An 18375-nucleotide genomic window follows, 5' to 3' on the forward strand; every position below is an offset into this window, starting at 1 on the left:
TCCTTTACTCACCTCGCGGCGGCTCAAGCAAGCGACGATAAATATCCGCGGTTTCCTCATCAAAACAGACAAAGCAGACGCGTTCCAAAGGATTGAAACGCGTCAGAAAGGCGCTGACCGTCTGCACGGCAATTTCCGCCGCCGCCTGCTTAGGATATCCATATACGCCGGTACTGATGGCCGGGAAGGCAATCGATCGATAGCTGTTCGCCGATGCCAGCTGCAGGCTGTTTCGATACGCGTCAGCAAGCAGCTCAGCCTCCTGATGCCCGCCGCCGTGCCAGACCGGCCCGACGGCATGGATAACCGCGCTGGCCGGCAGCTGACCCGCGGTCGTAATCACCGCATGCCCCGGGGGGCATTCCCCTTGTTGTTGCCGGACGACCTGACAAGCGGCAAGGAGCTCCGGCCCGGCTGCACGATGGATTGCGCCGTCCACGCCCCCGCCGCCAAGCAGCGAGGGATTGGCGGCATTGACGATAACATCGACGTCAAGCGTAGTGATGTCGCCGAGAATAACCTCAGGTTTAACAGTCATTTCGCCTCCTGTCGGCAAACGTCTTTACATAAAGCACAGTGGGTAATATGGCACGATAGCCCGCCCGACGAAAGTCCGGTAAGCGTATGGCTGGCTATCATCCGTCCGCAGGATAGCAAGGCTATGTTGCGGGTTAACATCCCTTCAGGCGGCGATTGGCGGGCGGAGTCTCCCCCCGAGAGCCGGAGCAATGGGCCGGGAGTCGGAACAGCCAGAAAAAAACAGGACCGGAGGTCCTGTTTAGTTTGCGGGTGAAATCAGCTCATGCCTGGTCGGGCGTTTCGTTCACTAATGCGGATTTGTTTTTCCGCGCACGGGCGGCCAGCCATAGCCCGCAATTTTTCATTGCGTAACCAAACACCAGCCCTAGCGCCAACGAAGGTACCACCAGCCGCCAGTTGCCGTCGCCGGCAAACGTAGCGCAGGCGCCAATAAAAGTACCGGGGACAAAGGAGAGCAGCAGCTGGCGAGCCTGAATACACATCAGGAAGGCCACGCCCCCGGTCATCATATAGCCCAGAATTTCCAGATGCGGCGCCAGCGCGCTGCCATAAATAATGACCAGCGCCCACACCACACCGCTCATCACCGTACAGGTTGAGATCAGCAACCCTTTTAACCCGCCCTGCGGGCAAGCGAAATAGGCCGTACAGCCCAGAAAGCCCGCCCAGCTCAGCAGGCCAAGCGCGACCGCCGCCCAGCCCCAGATTCCGGAGAGAATGCCTGTCGTTATTGCGATTGCGAGGAGTATGTTCATGACGCGTATCATAGCAGATACGCGCCCATCAAATGAGATCTGAAGCACGTTACATGCAAGTTAAAGATTACACTTGCAATATAAATGTGATGTAAATCACATTTATTCTTCCATCTCTTCCTGCAGTTCATCCCACATAGCGGAGAGCGCTTCACGCGTGAGGGGCGCCATCGTCCGCCAGAAAGGTGTCCCGGCATGCGCCTCGACTTTGCCGAGGAAAACCCCGCACCACGGCAGAATATAGTCAGCAAACAGCGTTTCCAGCGTTTCGCTTTCATCTTCCGTCGCATGATCTTCAAGCCAGGAGGCGGCCAGCAGCAGCGAACCAATGTGGTCGGCCTGACCTTCTCCGGTCGGGATCCCGTGCTCGCTGAGGAAACCGCGAACTTCAGCTTCGCTTGCCCCCTCTACCCACGCGCTACGATACGGAGGAACGCTGCACTCTTCACCAACAAACAGCGCATTGTAATCGGCGGCCAGCGGTTGCACGTCGCAGCTTTTTTGCAGACGTTCCAGCAACTCATCCTGCTCCAGCGGCCAGTTCGCCGCCAGCTTCCCTTCACGAATCAAGGTAAACAGCGGCACCAGCAGCGGATCCTGCGGCTGACGGTAGTACAAAGAGCCCAGCACGCGGCAGAGGATTGAAAACTCGTTCATTCAATTTTTCCAGTTTTTATATTAAAGATCGGCAAATTCAGGGATCGCCGGCATCCCACGGGACTCAAGGAAATTCAACAGCCGACGCGGGGACACGTTCAGGATCCGCTCTTCGGGGAAGTTCACATCATCGAGGATCTTACGACACTCTTTGAACTCGCCGAGCGTAAATGCGGTATGCGAATCCGATCCCAGCGCCACCCAACCTCCAGCATCACGTACGGCGGCGGCAATCGCCCGGCAGTTATCTTCACTGCCCACCCGCGACGAGACGAAGGATGAGTTGTTGATCTCCAGCGCCACCTGGTATTTTGCCGCCGCGGCGGCTATCGCCGGAATATCGACGGGATATTTCGGGTTGCCTGGATGGCTAATAATATGTACTGCGCCGCTCGCCATCGTGGCGATCATCGCTTCAGTATGGGTGGCTTTGTCCTGCGGCGGGAAAACCGGCTCATGGAAGCCCGCAATGAACAGGTCCAGTGAGGTCAGCATCGGCCCGGAGCAGTCAATTTCGCCGCGGGTATTTTTTATGTTGGCTTCAATACCCCGTAAAATGCCGACGCCGTCGACTATCCGCGGCCAGATGCGCATATTGACGAAATGCCAGTAGTGCGGGGCATCGGCCATATCCGGACCATGGTCGGTGATGGCGAAAAGTTTGATCCCCCTGCGCTTTGCTTCAGCAATATAATCGTGCAGGGTACTGTAGGCGTGGGTACTGGCGACGGTATGCATGTGCAGGTCAACAGGATACATCACAATCTCCTTCTCTGTTTGTGGCAAGAATAGCAGGAATCAGGACGCATGATCAGCAAAACCCCGCCGCAGCGGGGTTTTCTCTTAGTATCCGCGCTGGCGGTCGACCTGCCCGTTCACCGCCTCCCCGCGCTCCAGCCGGCCGATAGTGCTGGCAATATAGGTTATCGCTTCCAGCGGACGCGTAACTGCGGCGACATGCGGCGTCATGGCCACCCGGGGATGCGCCCACAGCGGGCTTTCCGCCGGTAATGGCTCGCGGCTAAAGACATCCAGCATCGCGCCTTTAAGCTTACCGCTATTCAGTGCCGCCAGCAGATCCGCTTCGACCACGTGAACGCCGCGTGCCAGATTGAGAACATAGCTGTTATCCGGAAGCTGCGCCAACAGCTGCTGGTTAATAATGCCGACGGTTTCCACCGTGTTCGGCAGCAGGTTGATAAGCACCCGCGTAGCGCCGAGAAATTCGCCCAGCTCCTCCTGACCGGCGAAGCTTTGCACCTGAGGCCAGGATTTGCGACTGCGGCTCCAGCTACGCAGTGGAAATCCCCATACCTGCAGCGCTTCCGCCACTTTCGAACCGAGTATGCCCGCGCCCATGATCCCGATGGTGAACTCTTCGCGATGATAGTCCTCCAGCGGCTGCCAGCGGGCCTGCTGTTTTAAGGCCTGGTAATCGTCGAAACGTCGGAACCAGTGCAGCACCTGGCTCACCGCATACTCCTGCATCTGCTGACCCATTCCGGTGTCTTCGAGGCGAAAGAGTGGAATCGACAGCGGCAGCATTTCCGGATGTTCGCGGAGTTTACTCAGAATAGAGTCAACGCCAGCGCCGAGGGCAAAAACGGCTTTTAAGTCCCGTCCCTGCAGCATTTCCACCGGCGGATGCCAGACCAGCGCGTAATCCGCATGCTGGGTATCGCCGGATTTCCATTCGCGCACGCGCGCGCCCGGCAGCTGTTTTTCCAGCCCGGCAATCCAGTGAGCGGTATCAAATGTCGGGTGATAAAAGATAATGTCCATCATGACTCCTGATTGCGGGCGCGGATTGCAGGTTGATCCTGGCGCCGTATTTTACTTATTGTTTTCTATTGGATTGCCAGCATAGCAAATTTCATTTTTCTATCGAATAAAAACAGGCTGGCGACAAAAAAATCGATTGTCGCGCATTTAAAACGCAAGTTGCGCGAAGTTTGGCTAAACACGCGTTTTTTTGCAAAAGTTGATTGACGAGAGATACGTATTTCCCTAAATTAGCGCCCGTTCCCGACAACAACGGGAGCGACAATATGGTGAGGTGTCCGAGTGGCTGAAGGAGCACGCCTGGAAAGTGTGTATACGGCAACGTATCGGGGGTTCGAATCCCCCCCTCACCGCCATATTTAAAGAAGAGCTCGTACGAAAGTACGAGCTTTTTTTCGCATATTGCATCCCGCCAGGGGGGATGAGAACCCCCGACCGGGGGTCGACAACGGGCGCAGCCAGTTGGACAGGCCGCAAACGCAGTGAGCGGACTGCCCCGCAGGGGCGAGCGAAGCGAGTCAATCCCCCCCTCACCGCCATATTTAAAGAAGAGCTCGTACGAAAGTACGAGCTTTTTTTTCGCATATTGCATCCCGCCAGGGGGGATGAGAACCCCCGACCGGGGGTCGACAACTGGCGCAGCCAGTTGGACAGACCGCAAACGCAGTGAGCGGGCTGCCCCGCAGGGGCGAGCGAAGCGAGTCAATCCCCCCCTCACCGCCATCTTTAAAGAAGAGCTCGTACGAAAGTACGAGCTTTTTTTTCGCATATTGCATCCCGCCAGGGGGGATGAGAATCCCCGACCGGGGGTCGACAACGGGCGTAGCCAGTTGGACAGACCGCAAACGCAGTGAGCGGGCTGCCCCGCCTCAAAAACGCTCAAAGCGATAGGGATGCGGGTCAATAATCGGCTCACCGCCGCACACCAGATCCGCCGCCAGCTGTCCGGCAGCCGGTGAAGTGCCAAAGCCGTGGCCGGAAAAGCCCGTCGCCAAAGTCAGACCGGGCATTTTTGCCAGCGGACCAATCACCGGGTTAGAGTCCGGCGTGACATCGATGGTGCCCGCCCAGGCCTCAGCGATTTCCGCACCGGCAAATACCGGCCAGGCCGCTTTCAGGTTGTTTAGCGCCTCCTGATTCAGCGCCGGATTGGCCGATGGATCAAGGGTGCGCACCCGCTCAAACGGCGATTTGTCGCCAGCCCCCCAGCGACGGGCCAACGCCAGATCGCTGAAAAACGGCCTCCCCAGCTTGATACGTAAAAAATCGCGCTGTGTACGCAACTGGGGCAGATAGCGCATCCCCAGTAACAGGTGGTCCAGCGTCAGCGAGGCATCTAGCGCCCCACGCTGGGTCACGATATAGCCGCCGTCGATATGTCGCCGGAACGAGAAGTCCGGCGCCCCCACCGCAATCTCCGTCGGCCCGGCCAACGGTTTCGTGCGCAACACCGAACAGATCAGCGGCAGAGTTGGCAGCGCTATCCCGAGGTTACCGAGAAAGCGCCGCGACCATATCCCCCCGGCCAGCAGCACCTGTTCACAGCGGATCTCGCCGCGTTCGGTGATCACGCCGCTGACCCGGCCCGCCGCGGTACTCAACGTGCGCACCGCACAGTTCTCCACGATAACGGCCCCCCGTTCCATCGCCGCGTGGGCTATTGCGCTTGAGGCCAGCGTCGGTTCCGCCCGGCCGTCCGAAGGGGTAAAAATCCCCCCGGCCCACTTCTCGCTGCCGCCTGGCACGTGGCGGGCTATTTCCTCGCGACTTAACAGACGCGAATCAAGTTGCAGATGACGAACGGATTGCAGCCAACCCTCGTACATCGCCATCTGCGCCTCGCTGCGAGCGTTAAACATGATCCCCGCCTGGCGGTAGCCGACATCCCTGCCGGTGCGCGCGGCCATTCCCGCCCACAGCCGGTCCGATGCCAGCGCCAGCGGGATATCTTCCGCCAGGCGGCTGGTTTTACGCACCCAGCCCAGATTGCGCGATGACTGCTCCCCGGCGATGCGCCCCTTTTCCAGCACCACCACGGGGATCTGCCGTTCAGAGAGCGTTAGCGCCGCCGTCAGACCAACAATGCCCCCGCCAATAATCACCACCGTGGTGGCGGAGGGAAATGCACCGGATGTCGTAACCGGAGTGATTGTCGGGGCCATAGTCTGTACCTTTATAGAGTGAATAACAAAATCAAAGCGCGAGGTTAATGGTCTGTACGCTGGCTGTTGACGCCCCGCGATAGGCGGTGACCTCCAGCTCAACTTTATATACCGTGGAACCGAGCGGCGGGCAGGTCACGGTAGCGGCCGGGTCAATACCGCGAAACTTCTCGCCCACAATGGTCATCACCGCCGGCACATCGGCCGGATCCTGAATAAACACCCGAGAACTCACTACATCGGCCAGCGTGGCATCTACCGCCGCCAGCGCTTGTTCGATATTGGCAAACACCTGGAGGGTCTGTTCGGCAATGTCGGTCGGGATCACTTTGGTCTGCGGATGACGCCCGGCGGTGTTGGAAACGAAAATCCAGTTATCTACTGCCACAATGCGCGAGTAGCTGCCCTTCTCTTCATAAATCGAACCGGTTTTAACTTTAGTAATGTTGCTCATAGCGCTCTCTGTTCTGATGAAATCGTTAACGTATCTTCGCGTTCAGCCTGGCATCAGCTGAGTTCCGGGGTGTCCCAGAGGTTCAGCTTCACACCGATCCCCTGCGCCAGCGCATTGCGGTAAACCACCGTGCCCCACGCCACATCCTCAACCGGCATGCCGCCGACCGACATAATGATGATCTCTTCCTCGTTCTGGCGGCCCGGCGCATCGCCGGCGACGATTTTGCCAATATCTTCCAGTTGGTCCGCGCTCAGTTGTCCGGCGGCCAGCATGTCCATAAAGCGCACGCCGATCAGCGGTATGTGATTGTGGGCGGGCTTGGGCACTTCGGTGTACCAGGCCTCATACAGGCCGGTGTTATCGAGCACCTTGCGCACATCAGGCTGCTCCATCCCTTCATCAATAGTGCACAGCGTCGGCATGGCGAGGAAGGCGCCGGGCTTGACCCACTCACGCTTAACCAGCGGATAAGTCGCCGGATCGCCCACCTCGCCGGAACTGCAGTAGGTAACGATATCGGCACCGCGCACCACCTCTTCGAGGGTGTCGACAATCTCAATCGTGGTGACCTGCGGGTAGGTCGCGGTCAGCCAGGTAATAAAGCCATCGAGGCTTGCCTGCCCGCGTCCCTTGATCTTGATAGTGTCAATCAGCGGGCAGACGGCAATAAACGCCGCCACCACGGTTTTGCCCATCACCCCCGGCCCCATCAGGCCAATCACCCGCGAGTCTTTACGCGCCAGATGGCGTGCGCCCACCCCCGGAATCGCGCCGGTGCGGTAGGCCGAAAGCAGGTTGGCGGACATGTGCGCCAGCGGCGCGCCAGTGTCGACGTCATTGAGGGTAAACATCAGGATCGAACGCGGCAGGCCCTTCTGGCGGTTGGCGATATTCGAGCCATACCACTTCACCCCGGCGGTGCCGAAACTGCCGCCCAGGTAGGCGGGCATCGCCATCAGGCGACGGTCGGCAGTCGGTTTTGGCATGGTCGGGAACGGCGAATGTTCCGGGAAGGTCACCATCGCGCCATGGGAGTCATTATTGGCGCCCGCCATTCGGTAATCCCCCCGATACAGCAGGCCGAACATCTCTTCCATCGTGTCCACGCAAGCGGGCATATCGGTCACCCCGGCCCTGATCATGTCCTGCTCGGAGAGGTAGATGAAGTCAATCTTTGTCTGGTTAGTCATTGCGGTCAGCCTTTGCGGTTGAGTGAATGACTCTATCAATACCTTTCCCCGTGGAGGCTGTATTGAATATTTGCGACATGGGAAATTCAGCATGGCATCCGGATTGCATTAGCCAAGCGTTATCTTCATGACTACGAGGACAGCCTGTGTCACACGCTCTTATTTCTGGCTATGCCGATGCTATCTATCCTGAACAACCCTGGTTTGTCCTGAGCGCAGCGCAGCACTACTCGATCATGGCTTCCGCCAATCCGGCGATATCGCATTTCTACACTTTTGATGTGTCGTCGGCGGCGGATGTCACCATGGCTATCCCGGACGGCTGCGTGGATATTGTTTTCGACTGTGATACCGCGCGGCCAACGGCGCGAGTGTGCGGCACGCCGCTGGAGGCGCACAGCGTAGAGCTGATCAACGGCCATCGTTACTTCGGCGTACGCTTTGCGCCGGGCATCATGCCCGACTTTCTGGACCTGATGGCGGAGGAGCTGACCAACCGCGAATACGACTTCACTGAAGTAGTGCCGGGGGCGCGGCGCGCCTGTGAGCAAATCCTGCGCAGCGCGCAGTTCTCCCAGCAGGTCACGCTGTTCGATCGTTACTTTACCCCGCGTCTGGCGCGCCGCACGTCGAGTGTGACCACCTGCATTATTCACACCATTCAACAGCTGAAAGGCAATATCCGCATTGAACAGCTGGAGACGCTGACCGGCTATACATGCCGCACCATTCAACGCCAGTTCCGCCAGGATACCGGCATGTCGCCAAAGATATTCGGCCGTATTATGCGCTGCCAGACAGCGCTGAATACCCTGTATAAACCGGGCAGGCATTCATTTACCGCTCTGGCGCTGGATCTGGGCTTCAGCGATCAGTCGCACTTCCTGCGGGAATTTAAGAAACTGGTCAGCGCCACCCCGCTGGAATTTCAGCGTCGGGCCCTCGGCGAGGCGTGGGATGAACGGCTACGCTACCATTGAGGATCAGCATGGATGTTAAAATTAGGTAAGCACCATGTTGAATGCAAGTAGCACTAAAATAGTGCATCTGTTGCACTTTGGGGTTGTCCGATTTTTTCTATCTCTGCCGCCAGCGTTGGTCAATGATGCCCGATAGTTACCTGACCACTCAGCAGGAAAAAGATTTGCTGAGTCTGGCTTCACTATCCAATAAGGGCGCTGGCGATGAGCAACTCTACCGGTTTACGAAAAAATACGTTGGGACTCACCTCCCTGGTCTTCTTTGTGGTCGCCGCAGCGTCCCCCCTTACCGGGGTGGTGGGCGGGCTGCCGGTGGCCATTTTTACCGGCAATGGCGGCGGCATTCCGGTTATCTATATTGTCGCCTGTCTGATCCTGATGCTCTTCTCGGTGGGCTACCTCACCATGAGCCGCTATGTCACCGATGCCGGAGCCTTCTATACGTATATCTCAAAAGGGCTGGGTAACAACGCGGGCGCGGCCGCATCGGTACTGGCGCTGGTCGCCTACGTCTCAATACAGACGGCAATAATGGCCATGCTGGGTTTCTTCAGCGAACAGTTTCTACAACAGCACCTGGCGCTCAATATTCCGTGGTGGGTACTGAGCATGCTGTTTACCCTGACCGCCTGGATGTTGGGCATCAAACGCGTAGAGATCGGCGGCAAGCTGCTGGGCGTGCTGATGCTGGCAGAGGTCGGCATCGTCCTGCTGACCGACGTGATGATCCTGCTGAAAAAGAGCGGCCCGCTCACCTTCAGCTCATTTGAACCGTCGGTGTTTATGCATGGCAATCTGGGTATTGCGCTGGTGTTCTCCGTGGCCGCCTTTATCGGTTTTGAATCCACCGCCATCTACGCCGAAGAGTGTCGCGATCCGCAAAAAACAATCCCCCGCGCCACCCTCTGCGCGCTGATAATCATCACCGCATTCTTCTGCTTTACCAGCTGGTCGTTCGTGCAGGTCTACGGCTTTGATCAGATAGCGGAAATCGCCAGTAAAGATCCCGGCAACTTTGTCTTCACCATCACACGTGAGTACGTAGGTCAATGGGCGGTAGATACCATGTCGGTGCTGCTGATCACCAGCCTGTTTGCCGCCACGCTGGCGTTTCACAATAATATCTCCCGCTATATCTACAGCATCAGCCGCGACGGGTTGATCTGGAAGGAGCTGTCGGCCACGCACCCCACCAACGGTACGCCGCACAAGGCCAGCCATCTGCACAGCGTGTTACTGTTGCTGCTGCTGGCGGGAATGGGCGGCAGCAATATGGATCCCATGGTGCATATCTTCGCCTTTGGCTCGGCCATTGCCACGCTGTCAATCCTGATGCTCCAGGTCGGGGTCTCTGCGGCGGTGGTGATGTTCTTCCGCCGTCTGCCCGGGCATAACAACAGCCGCTGGCGGGTGCTGTGGTCACCGCTGATGTCCATCGCCTGCATGCTGATGGCGATTATTCTGGTGATTAATAACCTGCAGCTGATAAGCGGCAGCGACTCGCCGCTGATACGCTTTATTCCCTGGTTTATTGCCTGCTGCGCTTGCGCAGGATATATCATGTCGGCGAAACGCAAGTCGGCGGTAAAAACCGCGTAGCGGGAAAATGTTAAACTGCGCCGCTCAATCTCCCCGAGCCTTATTGCCAAAGCCACCTTAACCGGTGGTTTTGTTATTTACGCGTGTCGGCAAATACCTCACGGGGAATATCTCAGACCAAAAGTGAAACCGCGCAGTCGGTGATGAAATTCCTGGTTTGATAAGCCCGACTAAAGCATGCAATAAATGCATGCGTAGCGGCTTGCCCGCCGCGAGACCGTCCAGCCTCACAAACCGTGCCGATCCCGGTGCAACAGGGTGCTAGGCGAGACGCCGAAGGCTTTACGGAAGGCATGGCTAAAATGGGAGAAGTCGGAGAAACCGAAATCCAGCGCCGCCTGGGAGACGCTATTCACCCTCCCGCGCTCGATGGCCTCGCGACTCGCCCGCAGCCTTTCCTGCCAGATCACGGCCATCGGCGTTTTTTTGTGCCGGGCGAAAGCGCGCGTCACGGTACGGACGGAGACGTAGTGCGCCCGTGCCAGACTCTCGATATTCAAATCAGGATCGACAAGTTGCCGGCGAATGTAATTCATCATGCGGGCGTACAGATCGCGCTCAGCGCTCACGTTATCCAGATCCTGCAACTCCAGACTCAGCACCAGCAGATCCAGCAGCGTCTGGGAGAAGCGGCCGGAAATATCCGGGTTGTCCAGACAGCCGGGCATTGCCGCCGCCTGACGCAGCATTTCGCGCAGCGGAATCACGCCGGGGCGGCGATCGTCGAGCGCCACCGCGGTGAGACTTTCCAGCCCAGGCAAACGACCGCTCAGCAGGTGCCGGGGGATCCGTACCAGATGGTTATCGCGCCCGCCAAGACTAAAACGGAAAGTCTGCGCCGCGTCGTAAAGCACCAGACTGTCTGCTGCCAGCGTCGCTTTGCGTCCGCCCTGCTCAAGCTGACCGTAGCCACCCTGCATATAGCCCAACCACAGATCGTCGTCGGGGCCCTGCCGCAGATAACGGGCCGTGCGATCCCAGCAGTGCAGCGGCGCGGACAGCGAACAGATATCCACCATGCCGACTCCGCGTACCGCAAGCCGGGCATCGAAATCGCCCCCTGCCAGAGGCGCGCTGGCGGCCGGAATACAGTGACGTAACACCACGTCGTTCCAGTACTCGAAGCGGCGCGACTCGGCAACGCCAACGGTCGAATAGTGGAGGCTGCCCGCAGACTGCATGCTCTTCATAGTGACTTACCTCGCGCCGGGGATCCCGTATCAACGACAGAAACGTTTTCGCAGGCAGCAACTATCGTGCCAACGGGCGAATACGCCCCTCCTTCCCCTCACGCAGAGAATCGATAAATTACTGAAAAATATCGCTGCAATCTATGACACCTCCCCCTTCTTCGCCGTCGCGTCGGGTGACGAATGGGGGCACGACGAGGTGAGATACCGCCCCCTCAGCGTGCGACGCCTGCACTATGGCGGACCATCATGCGCCGGGCGTTTTCAGCCCACGAGCGGTTGTCCCTGCCAGCCAAACGACTGACCTTCTCAAGCAAGTACGCGGCAAATTTCTCCCTAGTATCAGTAAGCGTAAGGTCTTCCGGCCGCACCGTGCTCCGGACATAACATGACATCAGACAAGAGGGGGGAACGTTATGACTTTCAGCAACGCTACGTTTCGCATCAGCCTGAGCGCCTGCGTACTCTGGCTGGTTACCGGCCCGGCTCATGCGGTCGATCTCAACTCGCAGGACCTCATTCCTGCTCCCGCCGGCACCGATGCCGCTCTGGGGTATTTCAGCTACGCCACCCGAGACAGCTTCACCCCCACCGGGGGCGGCGAACTTAAGCGAGATACCGGGCTCGACTCCTTCGTCAGCATCTTTCGTTACGTCCACTACATGGACATCGGCGGCTTTATGGTCGCGCCGCAGGTGCTGCTGCCCTACGGACGTCTCTACAACGGCTCACTGAACGGCGTCCGGCTTGATTCAGCCAGCGGCCTGGGCGACCCCATCTTTGCCGCTCCGGTCTGGCTGGTGAACAACCCCGACACTACCTTCGCCATTGTGCCTTACCTGTACGTCCCCGCCGGCGCCTACGACGCCGGACGCACGCTTAACGTCGGTGAAAACCGCTGGAAATTCGACCTGCAGCTTGGCGGCGTACAACAGCTCGGTAACGGTTTCGCCACCCAGCTGTCCACCGACGTGATGTGGTATGGCGTCAACGACGATGCCACGGGTATCGGCACCGGCCGTCTCAAACAAGACAACACTTATCAATTTCAGGGCTGGCTAAGCTGGACGCCACCCGCAGACAAGAGCTGGACCCTCGCCGTCGGTTATTCCCAATACTGGGGCGGCAAGCAGCGGCTCGACGACGCCGGGAACGGACAGGCGACGCGCGTCGATCAGGCGCGGCTGGAATTATCGAAATTCGTCACCCCCACGGTGCAGGTGCAGGGCCTGCTCCAGCGCGACCTCAACGTCGACGGTGGCTTTAAAGAAGATCTGCACACCACTCTGCGCGTGATGAAACTGTTCTGATGCGAATCGACACGGAGACATCCCCAGACCCACAACTCACCCGCAACGGAGAAATCCATCATGACCGATCAGCAGCAAAAACCCACCCTCTATGAACGTCTCGGTGGTTATGACGCCGTTTACGCCTTCGCTGGCGAAGTGTTGAAGACCTGCATGAAACATCCCGATATCGGCCATATCTGGGCGCACGTGTCCGAATCGTCATTCCAGAAAGAACACATCAATTTCGTCGACTTTCTCTGCAAACACTGGGGGCGGCAACACCGTCTACCGGGGACGAGATATGGTGACCGCGCACCGCGGCATGGGGCTGACCGAAGTGCACTGGAAAGCGGTATTCGAGTCTATCGACGAATGCTACGAGAACTTCAACGTGGCGCAGGATATTCGGGAAGAGGTCACCGCCTTCCTGACCCAGTTCAAACCCGCCGTCATCGGCAGCCCCTCGTACCGGGATGTGGTGCTCGCGCACCCTGACATGGACGTGACCAGGGGGATGGAAAGCGTCGGTATCCACTGGCCAAAAGCAGATAAACCGTCTTAATCCAGGAGGGACACCTGCGCAACCGGCGGGTGTCCATTTCAGCCAGGTGACTGACCCGCACAGCCATGTAGTGATGACGTTTCGGGCTTATGTTGAAGACAGGTTGCATTGACACACACCATATAAAGGGAACCCCATGGCTATTGAACGTCCGACCATCGAACAACTGCAAGAACTCGCCAGTCGGCTGCATATGCGACTGACGCCCGCACAGGCCGAAGAATATCTGGCGCTGATGCAGGCCAACTTCGACGCCTACGATCTCATCGACGCCCTGCCCGACGAGATCCCCGCGGCGCGCTACCCACGCGCCGCCGCTTATCGCCCTGACGGCGAAGAAAATCCGCTCAATGCCTGGTATTACAAGAGCGAAGTGCAAGGTGCCGCGACCGGCAAGCTGGCTGGCCGCACCGTGGCGCTTAAGGACAACATCGCGCTGGCCGGAGTGCCAATGATGAACGGAGCCTCGACGCTGGAAGGCTTCGTGCCCGCCTACGACGCCACCGTCGCCACCCGGCTGCTGGATGCCGGAGCGACCATTCTCGGCAAGGCCACCTGCGAACACTTCTGCCTGTCCGGCGGCAGCCACACCTCCGACCCCGCCCCCGTGCACAACCCGCTGCGTCACGGCTACTCTGCCGGTGGTTCTTCCTCCGGTAGCGCCGCGCTGGTGGCGGCGCGCGCGGTGGACATGGCTATAGGCTGCGATCAGGGGGGGTCTATCCGTATTCCTTCGGCCTTTTGCGGCACCTATGGCATGAAGCCGACCCACGGCCTGGTGCCCTACACGGGCATCATGCCGATCGAAGCGACCCTCGACCATGCGGGCCCGATTACCGCCAACGTGCGCGATAACGCTCTGATGCTGGAAGCTATCGCCGGCGACGACGGGCTCGACCCGCGCCAGTATGCCCCCACCGTAGAGGCTTACACCGCTGCGCTGGACAAGGGCGTGCGCAACCTGAAGATCGGCCTTCTGACCGAAGGCTTCCAGCTGCCGAACATGGATACGCAGGTGGCGGAGAAGGTGCGCGGCGCCGTCGCTCGTTTGCAGGAGCTGGGGGCTCTCGTCGGCGAGATTTCCGTGCCGGAGCACAATCTGGCGGGCGCCCTCTGGTCCCCCATCGGCTGCGAAGGGCTCACCGCCCAGATGATGCACGGCAACGGCATGGGTTTTAACTGGGAAGGCCAGTATGACGTGGCGCTGCTGGACAAACACGCCCGGTGGCGCGACGACGCCGACGCGCTTTCCCCATCGCTCAAGATATGTATGTTCGTCGGCCAGTACGGACTGGAACGCTACCACGGCCGCTACTACGCCAGGGCGCAGAATATCGCGCGTCGCGCGCGTGCGGGCTATGACCGGGCGCTGGCGGATTTCGACCTGCTGGTGATGCCTACGGTGCCCATCGTCGCTCAGCCATTGCCGGAGCCGGGTTGCTCCATCACCGAGTATATCTCCCGCGCCTTCGAGATGATCGGCAATACCGCGCCGCAGGACATCACCGGCCACCCGGCGATGTCCATCCCCTGTGGACTGGTTGATGGACTACCGGTGGGCATGATGCTGGTGGGCCGCCACTACGCCGAAAGCACCATCTATCAGGCTGCCGCCGCTTTAGAAGCCTCAGGCGACTGGCGGATGTTTTAACCCTTAACTATCGGGAACCATAAAATGAGCCATAAACACGACCACGACCATACCGAACCACCGGCGGACATCGAATTACGTGTCCGGGCGCTGGAGTCCCTGCTACTGGAGAAAGGACTGATCGACCCGGCGGCACTGGATGAGCTGATCGACACTTACGAGCATAAAGTCGGCCCCCGTAACGGCGCGCAGGTGGTCGCCAAAGCGTGGCATGACCCGGAATATAAACGCCGTCTGCTGGAAGATGCCACGGCCGCTATCGCCGAGCTGGGTTTTTCCGGGGTGCAGGGTGAAGACATGCTGGTGGTGGAGAACACGCCGGACGTACACAACGTGACCGTCTGTACATTATGTTCCTGCTACCCCTGGCCGGTGCTGGGCCTGCCGCCGGTGTGGTACAAGTCGGCGCCCTATCGCTCGCGCATCGTTATCGACCCGCGTGGCGTTCTGGCCGAATTCGGATTAAACATTCCCGAAAGTAAAGAGGTGCGCGTCTGGGACAGCAGCGCCGAACTGCGCTATCTGGTACTGCCAGAACGCCCGGCGGGCACAGACGGCTGGAGCGAAGCGCAGCTGGTCGAACTGGTCACCCGCGATTCTATGATCGGCACCGGCGTGGTCGCCGCGCCATAACAAGGGGAGAAAACCATGAACGGGATACATGATCTGGGCGGTATGCATGGCCTCGGCCCGATCCTCAACGAGGAAAACGAGCCGTATTTTCATCATGAGTGGGAGCGCCGGGTATTTCCGCTGTTCGCCTCGCTGTTCGTCGGCGGTCATTTCAACGTGGATGAATTCCGCCACGCCATTGAACGTATGGATCCGGCCCACTACCTGGAGGCGAGCTACTACGAACACTGGCTGCATGCATTCGAAACGCTGCTGCTGGAAAAAGGGGTGATCACCGTCGACGAACTCTGGGGCGGCGCGACAGCGACTCCCTGCGCAGCGGGCACGCCCGTGCTGACGCAGGATAAGGTAGCGATGGTTGTCAGTACCGGCGGATCCGCGCGCGTCAGTCACGATGTCGCCCCCCGCTTTAAGGCAGGAGACCTGGTGCGGGCGAAAAATGTCAACCCCACCACTCACACCCGCCTGCCGCGCTACGTGCGCGGCAAAATCGGCCGTATTGCGACCGATCACGGCGTGTTCATCACGCCGGACACCGCGGCGCACGGTCTGGGCGAACATCCCCAGCACGTCTACAGCGTGAGCTTTACCGCGCTGGAACTGTGGGGGGAACCGCGCCCGGACAACGTTTACATCGATCTGTGGGACGACTATCTGGAGGAAGCATGAGCACTGCGACACTGCATGATTACGCCGCCGTCGGGCTCCCCCGCGACGAGGAAGGGCCGGTGTTCGATAAGCCCTGGCAAGCGAAAGCCTTCTCCCTGATCGTCCATCTGCACCGGGCGGGGCTGTTCCCGTGGGCGGAATGGGTGCGGACATTCAGCGAAGCTATCAAGGCCGCCCCGGCGCAGCCCGGCGAAAGCGTGAACGACGCCTATTATCGCCAGTGGGCGACGGCGATGGAGAGCATGATCACCGCCCTCAACCTGACCGCGTCGGATGACATTGCCCGGCGGACTCAGGAATGGCGGCAGGCATATATCAACACACCTCATGGCCAGCCGATCCTGCTGACCAACGCCAGCTGCCCGCCTGCGCATAACCACCACCCGCTGCCACTGGGTGTGCCGGTGACGGTTAGCCCGGCACAATCTTCCATCAGCACAATCAACAACGGAGTCACATCATGAGCGATATCACCCTGACCACCAGCACCCTGGCCGCTCCGATACCGGTCGCGGCACTGTTGCCCTGGGCGCTGTTCACCACCCTGCTGGCACTGCTGGCAATCTATTTCGTCGGTGCGGAACAAGGCGCGACGTCGATGTTTTCCGGCACGCAGGTGCATGAATTCTTCCACGACGCGCGCCATCTGCTGGGTTTTCCCTGCCACTGAGGAGGCGGAAATGATTGGGAAACTATTATTCAAGGGGATGATAGCCGGCATTCTGGCAGGCCTGGTGGCGTTTGCCTTTGCGCACCATTTCGGCGAGCCGCAGGTCGATCGCGCTATCGGGATTGAAGAAAGTCTGGCTGCTCATGCGCACCAACATAGCGGGTCGACGGACGGCGGGGAAGAAGAAGAGGTCTTTAGCCGTCAAACTCAGTCCGGGGTCGGTCTGCTGGCTGGCATGGCGCTGTTTGGCGCCGCGCTGGGCGGCGGTCTGGCGCTGACGTGGGCCTTCAGCTATCAGCGCGTCGGACCGTCCAGCCCGCGCGCGCTGGCGCTATGTCTGGCGTTGGGCGGTTTTCTGGCGTTGAGCCTGATACCGGGGCTGAAATACCCGCCCAATCCGCCGGCCGTCGGCAATCCGGAGACCATCGGCTACCGCACCGGGCTGTACTTCATCATGATGCTGCTTTCCGTCGGCATCGTCGCTTCAGCCGCGTGGGTTGCGCACCGACTTAGCCCGCGCCTTGGCAATGGAAATGCGATGATGTGGGCGACGCTGTTCGGCGTAATGCTTCTGCTGGCGGTCTGCGCCCTGATGCCAACGGTGAACGAAGTGCCCGACCACTTCCCGGCCGATCTGCTCTGGCGTTTTCGAATGAGCGCCTTCGGTACGCATCTGGTGCTATGGGGCATTATCGGAGTGGCGTTCGGCGCATTAGCCGAACGTGACCCGGCGGCGCACGGACAGCGCCCTGCCTTCTGGCGCGGTTGAGGTTATGGGCGCATCGCTAACGCTGATTTGTCAGGGAGAAACAGCGGCGGGCAGAGGGTCGCGTTTCCCTGACGATGAACCTCTGGAGGTACGGGCATGGCAACGGGCGCGTCAGCTACAGAGCGTGGTCGCCCGTTACCATACCGTCTGGTGCGCCCCGCAAGCGGCTGCCCGGCAGACCGTCAGGGCGCTCTCTTTACCGTTCACCCTGGCGACGGAACTGGCAGAACCCAACTATGGAATCTGGGCCGGGCGACCGCTGCGGGAAGTGATGATGCAAGACGCCGAGGCGTTCCACGCCTGGCTGGAGGGCGCGCCGCCGCCGGGCGGTGAGTCGCGCGCTCAGCTGTTGGCGCGCTGCGGCCACTGGCTGACTCAGCGCGTCGATATGCAAGGCCGCCACTGCGCGATAGTCTCTGCCACGGCGATCCGCGCCATGATCGTCGACGTTCTCGGCGCACCGCTCCAGTCATTTGAGCGCATTGATATCCACCCGCTCAGTATTACCGGGTTGCACAGCGATGGACGACGCTGGCATTTTTGCGTGGTGGGGGAACGATGTGACTGACCGATAGACAACGCCGAAGATAACTCAGCCATGCGTGATGCAAGCGGGTCTCGTCTCGTTGCATGGCGCGGCGCTGGCATCCGGATGTCGCGCGGTCGGGATCGTCCGGATACCGCGAGGTGGGCGAAGGTGTATACCAAAGCCCTCCCGCTCTTCAGTTGCCGCCCGCTGAAGCTCAGGATATCCTGAAGAGTAGCGAACAGCTTGATTATCCGCGTGAAAATCACCGCCCCGACGGCATCCGGCCAA

The 18375-nt window shown here is 59.5% G+C and carries 20 protein-coding genes and 1 tRNA gene; 12 read left to right on the plus strand and 9 right to left on the minus strand.

Going from position 1 to position 18375, the window contains the following annotated elements:
* Nucleotides 1-4 precede the first annotated feature (4 nt).
* From ymdB to ghrA, 5 genes are all read right to left on the minus strand, one after another.
* A complete protein-coding gene (ymdB, locus tag Electrica_RS15820; RefSeq protein WP_100685155.1) occupies nucleotides 5-538 on the minus strand; it encodes an O-acetyl-ADP-ribose deacetylase in 534 nt (177 codons plus the stop codon).
* A 262-nt stretch (nucleotides 539-800) separates the two neighbouring features.
* Nucleotides 801-1295: a DUF1097 domain-containing protein gene (locus Electrica_RS15825; protein WP_131049998.1), complete on the minus strand. Its 495-nt coding sequence runs from the start codon at nucleotides 1293-1295 to the stop codon at nucleotides 801-803.
* A gap of 102 nt (nucleotides 1296-1397) precedes the next feature.
* Entirely contained in the window at nucleotides 1398-1952 is a 555-nt protein-coding gene (locus Electrica_RS15830; RefSeq protein ID WP_141964929.1) for a TorD/DmsD family molecular chaperone, read from the minus strand.
* Nucleotides 1953-1973: 21 nt separating this feature from the next.
* Complete coding sequence (locus Electrica_RS15835) at nucleotides 1974-2711, minus strand: phosphatase (RefSeq protein ID WP_160703836.1); 738 nt, start codon at nucleotides 2709-2711, stop codon at nucleotides 1974-1976.
* Between the two features lie 84 nt (nucleotides 2712-2795).
* The gene (gene ghrA / locus Electrica_RS15840; RefSeq protein ID WP_142255917.1) at nucleotides 2796-3734 is read right to left on the minus strand and encodes a glyoxylate/hydroxypyruvate reductase GhrA; all 939 of its coding nucleotides are present in this window, start codon (nucleotides 3732-3734) and stop codon (nucleotides 2796-2798) included.
* 268 nt (nucleotides 3735-4002) lie between these two features.
* Here ghrA and Electrica_RS15845 point away from each other — a divergent pair.
* Nucleotides 4003-4090: transfer RNA gene (locus Electrica_RS15845), tRNA-Ser, on the plus strand.
* 513 nt (nucleotides 4091-4603) lie between these two features.
* Here the strand turns inward: Electrica_RS15845 and Electrica_RS15850 are convergent.
* Genes Electrica_RS15850 through Electrica_RS15860 form a run of 3 tightly spaced genes read right to left on the minus strand, consistent with a single transcriptional unit; the run spans nucleotide 4604 to nucleotide 7543 of the window.
* Nucleotides 4604-5896, minus strand: coding sequence for an NAD(P)/FAD-dependent oxidoreductase (locus tag Electrica_RS15850; protein WP_141964931.1), 1293 nt, complete (start codon nucleotides 5894-5896; stop codon nucleotides 4604-4606).
* Between the two features lie 31 nt (nucleotides 5897-5927).
* A complete protein-coding gene (locus tag Electrica_RS15855) occupies nucleotides 5928-6350 on the minus strand; it encodes a RidA family protein (RefSeq protein WP_100685689.1) in 423 nt (140 codons plus the stop codon).
* A gap of 53 nt (nucleotides 6351-6403) precedes the next feature.
* Nucleotides 6404-7543, minus strand: coding sequence for a tyramine oxidase subunit B (locus Electrica_RS15860; protein ID WP_141964932.1), 1140 nt, complete (start codon nucleotides 7541-7543; stop codon nucleotides 6404-6406).
* A gap of 146 nt (nucleotides 7544-7689) precedes the next feature.
* Here Electrica_RS15860 and Electrica_RS15865 point away from each other — a divergent pair, with 146 nt between their 5' ends.
* Together Electrica_RS15865 and Electrica_RS15870 are read left to right on the plus strand one after the other, a co-directional pair.
* A complete protein-coding gene (locus tag Electrica_RS15865; RefSeq protein WP_141964933.1) occupies nucleotides 7690-8523 on the plus strand; it encodes an AraC family transcriptional regulator in 834 nt (277 codons plus the stop codon).
* A 204-nt stretch (nucleotides 8524-8727) separates the two neighbouring features.
* A complete protein-coding gene (locus Electrica_RS15870) occupies nucleotides 8728-10122 on the plus strand; it encodes an APC family permease (RefSeq protein ID WP_100685692.1) in 1395 nt (464 codons plus the stop codon).
* A gap of 227 nt (nucleotides 10123-10349) precedes the next feature.
* Here Electrica_RS15870 and Electrica_RS15875 read toward each other — a convergent pair whose 3' ends face one another.
* Complete coding sequence (locus Electrica_RS15875; protein WP_131050005.1) at nucleotides 10350-11312, minus strand: AraC-like ligand-binding domain-containing protein; 963 nt, start codon at nucleotides 11310-11312, stop codon at nucleotides 10350-10352.
* A gap of 416 nt (nucleotides 11313-11728) precedes the next feature.
* Here Electrica_RS15875 and Electrica_RS15880 point away from each other — a divergent pair, with 416 nt between their 5' ends.
* From Electrica_RS15880 to Electrica_RS15920, 9 genes are all read left to right on the plus strand, one after another.
* The gene (locus Electrica_RS15880) at nucleotides 11729-12622 is read left to right on the plus strand and encodes a transporter (RefSeq protein ID WP_141964934.1); all 894 of its coding nucleotides are present in this window, start codon (nucleotides 11729-11731) and stop codon (nucleotides 12620-12622) included.
* A gap of 283 nt (nucleotides 12623-12905) precedes the next feature.
* Nucleotides 12906-13166, plus strand: coding sequence for a globin family protein (locus Electrica_RS28945; RefSeq protein ID WP_228267376.1), 261 nt, complete (start codon nucleotides 12906-12908; stop codon nucleotides 13164-13166).
* A 136-nt stretch (nucleotides 13167-13302) separates the two neighbouring features.
* Nucleotides 13303-14817 carry an amidase gene (locus tag Electrica_RS15890; protein WP_141964935.1) on the plus strand — a complete coding sequence of 505 codons (1515 nt, stop codon included), beginning with the start codon at nucleotides 13303-13305 and terminating at the stop codon, nucleotides 14815-14817.
* A 24-nt stretch (nucleotides 14818-14841) separates the two neighbouring features.
* On the plus strand, nucleotides 14842-15450 hold the full coding sequence (gene nthA, locus Electrica_RS15895; RefSeq protein WP_100685697.1) for a nitrile hydratase subunit alpha: 609 nt from the start codon (nucleotides 14842-14844) through the stop codon (nucleotides 15448-15450).
* A gap of 15 nt (nucleotides 15451-15465) precedes the next feature.
* The gene (nthB, locus tag Electrica_RS15900; protein ID WP_100685698.1) at nucleotides 15466-16119 is read left to right on the plus strand and encodes a nitrile hydratase subunit beta; all 654 of its coding nucleotides are present in this window, start codon (nucleotides 15466-15468) and stop codon (nucleotides 16117-16119) included.
* Nucleotides 16116-16583 carry a nitrile hydratase accessory protein gene (locus tag Electrica_RS15905; RefSeq protein ID WP_100685699.1) on the plus strand — a complete coding sequence of 156 codons (468 nt, stop codon included), beginning with the start codon at nucleotides 16116-16118 and terminating at the stop codon, nucleotides 16581-16583. Before nthB ends, Electrica_RS15905 begins: the two co-directional genes overlap by 4 nt.
* Nucleotides 16580-16789 carry a CbtB domain-containing protein gene (locus Electrica_RS15910; RefSeq protein WP_131050010.1) on the plus strand — a complete coding sequence of 70 codons (210 nt, stop codon included), beginning with the start codon at nucleotides 16580-16582 and terminating at the stop codon, nucleotides 16787-16789. Before Electrica_RS15905 ends, Electrica_RS15910 begins: the two co-directional genes overlap by 4 nt.
* A gap of 10 nt (nucleotides 16790-16799) precedes the next feature.
* A complete protein-coding gene (locus tag Electrica_RS15915; RefSeq protein WP_131050011.1) occupies nucleotides 16800-17558 on the plus strand; it encodes a CbtA family protein in 759 nt (252 codons plus the stop codon).
* Between the two features lie 4 nt (nucleotides 17559-17562).
* Nucleotides 17563-18126, plus strand: a complete 564-nt coding sequence (locus tag Electrica_RS15920) for a histidine phosphatase family protein (protein WP_141964936.1) — start codon at nucleotides 17563-17565, stop codon at nucleotides 18124-18126.
* The last annotated feature ends 249 nt before the right edge of the window (nucleotides 18127-18375 follow it).

Source organism: Klebsiella electrica (genome assembly GCF_006711645.1).
In the GTDB taxonomy this organism is placed as follows: Bacteria; Pseudomonadota; Gammaproteobacteria; order Enterobacterales; family Enterobacteriaceae; genus Klebsiella; species Klebsiella electrica.

Excerpts from the sequence above, each read along its gene's own strand:
- ymdB (WP_100685155.1), bottom strand. The coding sequence starts at position 538 with ATGACTGTTAAACCTGAGGTTATTCTCGGCGACATCACTACGCTTGAC.
- Electrica_RS15825 (WP_131049998.1), bottom strand. The coding sequence starts at position 1,295 with ATGAACATACTCCTCGCAATCGCAATAACGACAGGCATTCTCTCCGGA.
- Electrica_RS15830 (WP_141964929.1), bottom strand. The coding sequence starts at position 1,952 with ATGAACGAGTTTTCAATCCTCTGCCGCGTGCTGGGCTCTTTGTACTAC.
- Electrica_RS15835 (WP_160703836.1), bottom strand. The coding sequence starts at position 2,711 with ATGTATCCTGTTGACCTGCACATGCATACCGTCGCCAGTACCCACGCC.
- ghrA (WP_142255917.1), bottom strand. The coding sequence starts at position 3,734 with ATGGACATTATCTTTTATCACCCGACATTTGATACCGCTCACTGGATT.
- Electrica_RS15850 (WP_141964931.1), bottom strand. The coding sequence starts at position 5,896 with ATGGCCCCGACAATCACTCCGGTTACGACATCCGGTGCATTTCCCTCC.
- Electrica_RS15855 (WP_100685689.1), bottom strand. The coding sequence starts at position 6,350 with ATGAGCAACATTACTAAAGTTAAAACCGGTTCGATTTATGAAGAGAAG.
- Electrica_RS15860 (WP_141964932.1), bottom strand. The coding sequence starts at position 7,543 with ATGACTAACCAGACAAAGATTGACTTCATCTACCTCTCCGAGCAGGAC.
- Electrica_RS15870 (WP_100685692.1), top strand. The coding sequence starts at position 8,728 with ATGAGCAACTCTACCGGTTTACGAAAAAATACGTTGGGACTCACCTCC.
- Electrica_RS15875 (WP_131050005.1), bottom strand. The coding sequence starts at position 11,312 with ATGAAGAGCATGCAGTCTGCGGGCAGCCTCCACTATTCGACCGTTGGC.
- Electrica_RS15880 (WP_141964934.1), top strand. The coding sequence starts at position 11,729 with ATGACTTTCAGCAACGCTACGTTTCGCATCAGCCTGAGCGCCTGCGTA.
- Electrica_RS28945 (WP_228267376.1), top strand. The coding sequence starts at position 12,906 with ATGGTGACCGCGCACCGCGGCATGGGGCTGACCGAAGTGCACTGGAAA.
- Electrica_RS15890 (WP_141964935.1), top strand. The coding sequence starts at position 13,303 with ATGGCTATTGAACGTCCGACCATCGAACAACTGCAAGAACTCGCCAGT.
- nthA (WP_100685697.1), top strand. The coding sequence starts at position 14,842 with ATGAGCCATAAACACGACCACGACCATACCGAACCACCGGCGGACATC.
- nthB (WP_100685698.1), top strand. The coding sequence starts at position 15,466 with ATGAACGGGATACATGATCTGGGCGGTATGCATGGCCTCGGCCCGATC.
- Electrica_RS15905 (WP_100685699.1), top strand. The coding sequence starts at position 16,116 with ATGAGCACTGCGACACTGCATGATTACGCCGCCGTCGGGCTCCCCCGC.
- Electrica_RS15910 (WP_131050010.1), top strand. The coding sequence starts at position 16,580 with ATGAGCGATATCACCCTGACCACCAGCACCCTGGCCGCTCCGATACCG.
- Electrica_RS15915 (WP_131050011.1), top strand. The coding sequence starts at position 16,800 with ATGATTGGGAAACTATTATTCAAGGGGATGATAGCCGGCATTCTGGCA.
- Electrica_RS15920 (WP_141964936.1), top strand. The coding sequence starts at position 17,563 with ATGGGCGCATCGCTAACGCTGATTTGTCAGGGAGAAACAGCGGCGGGC.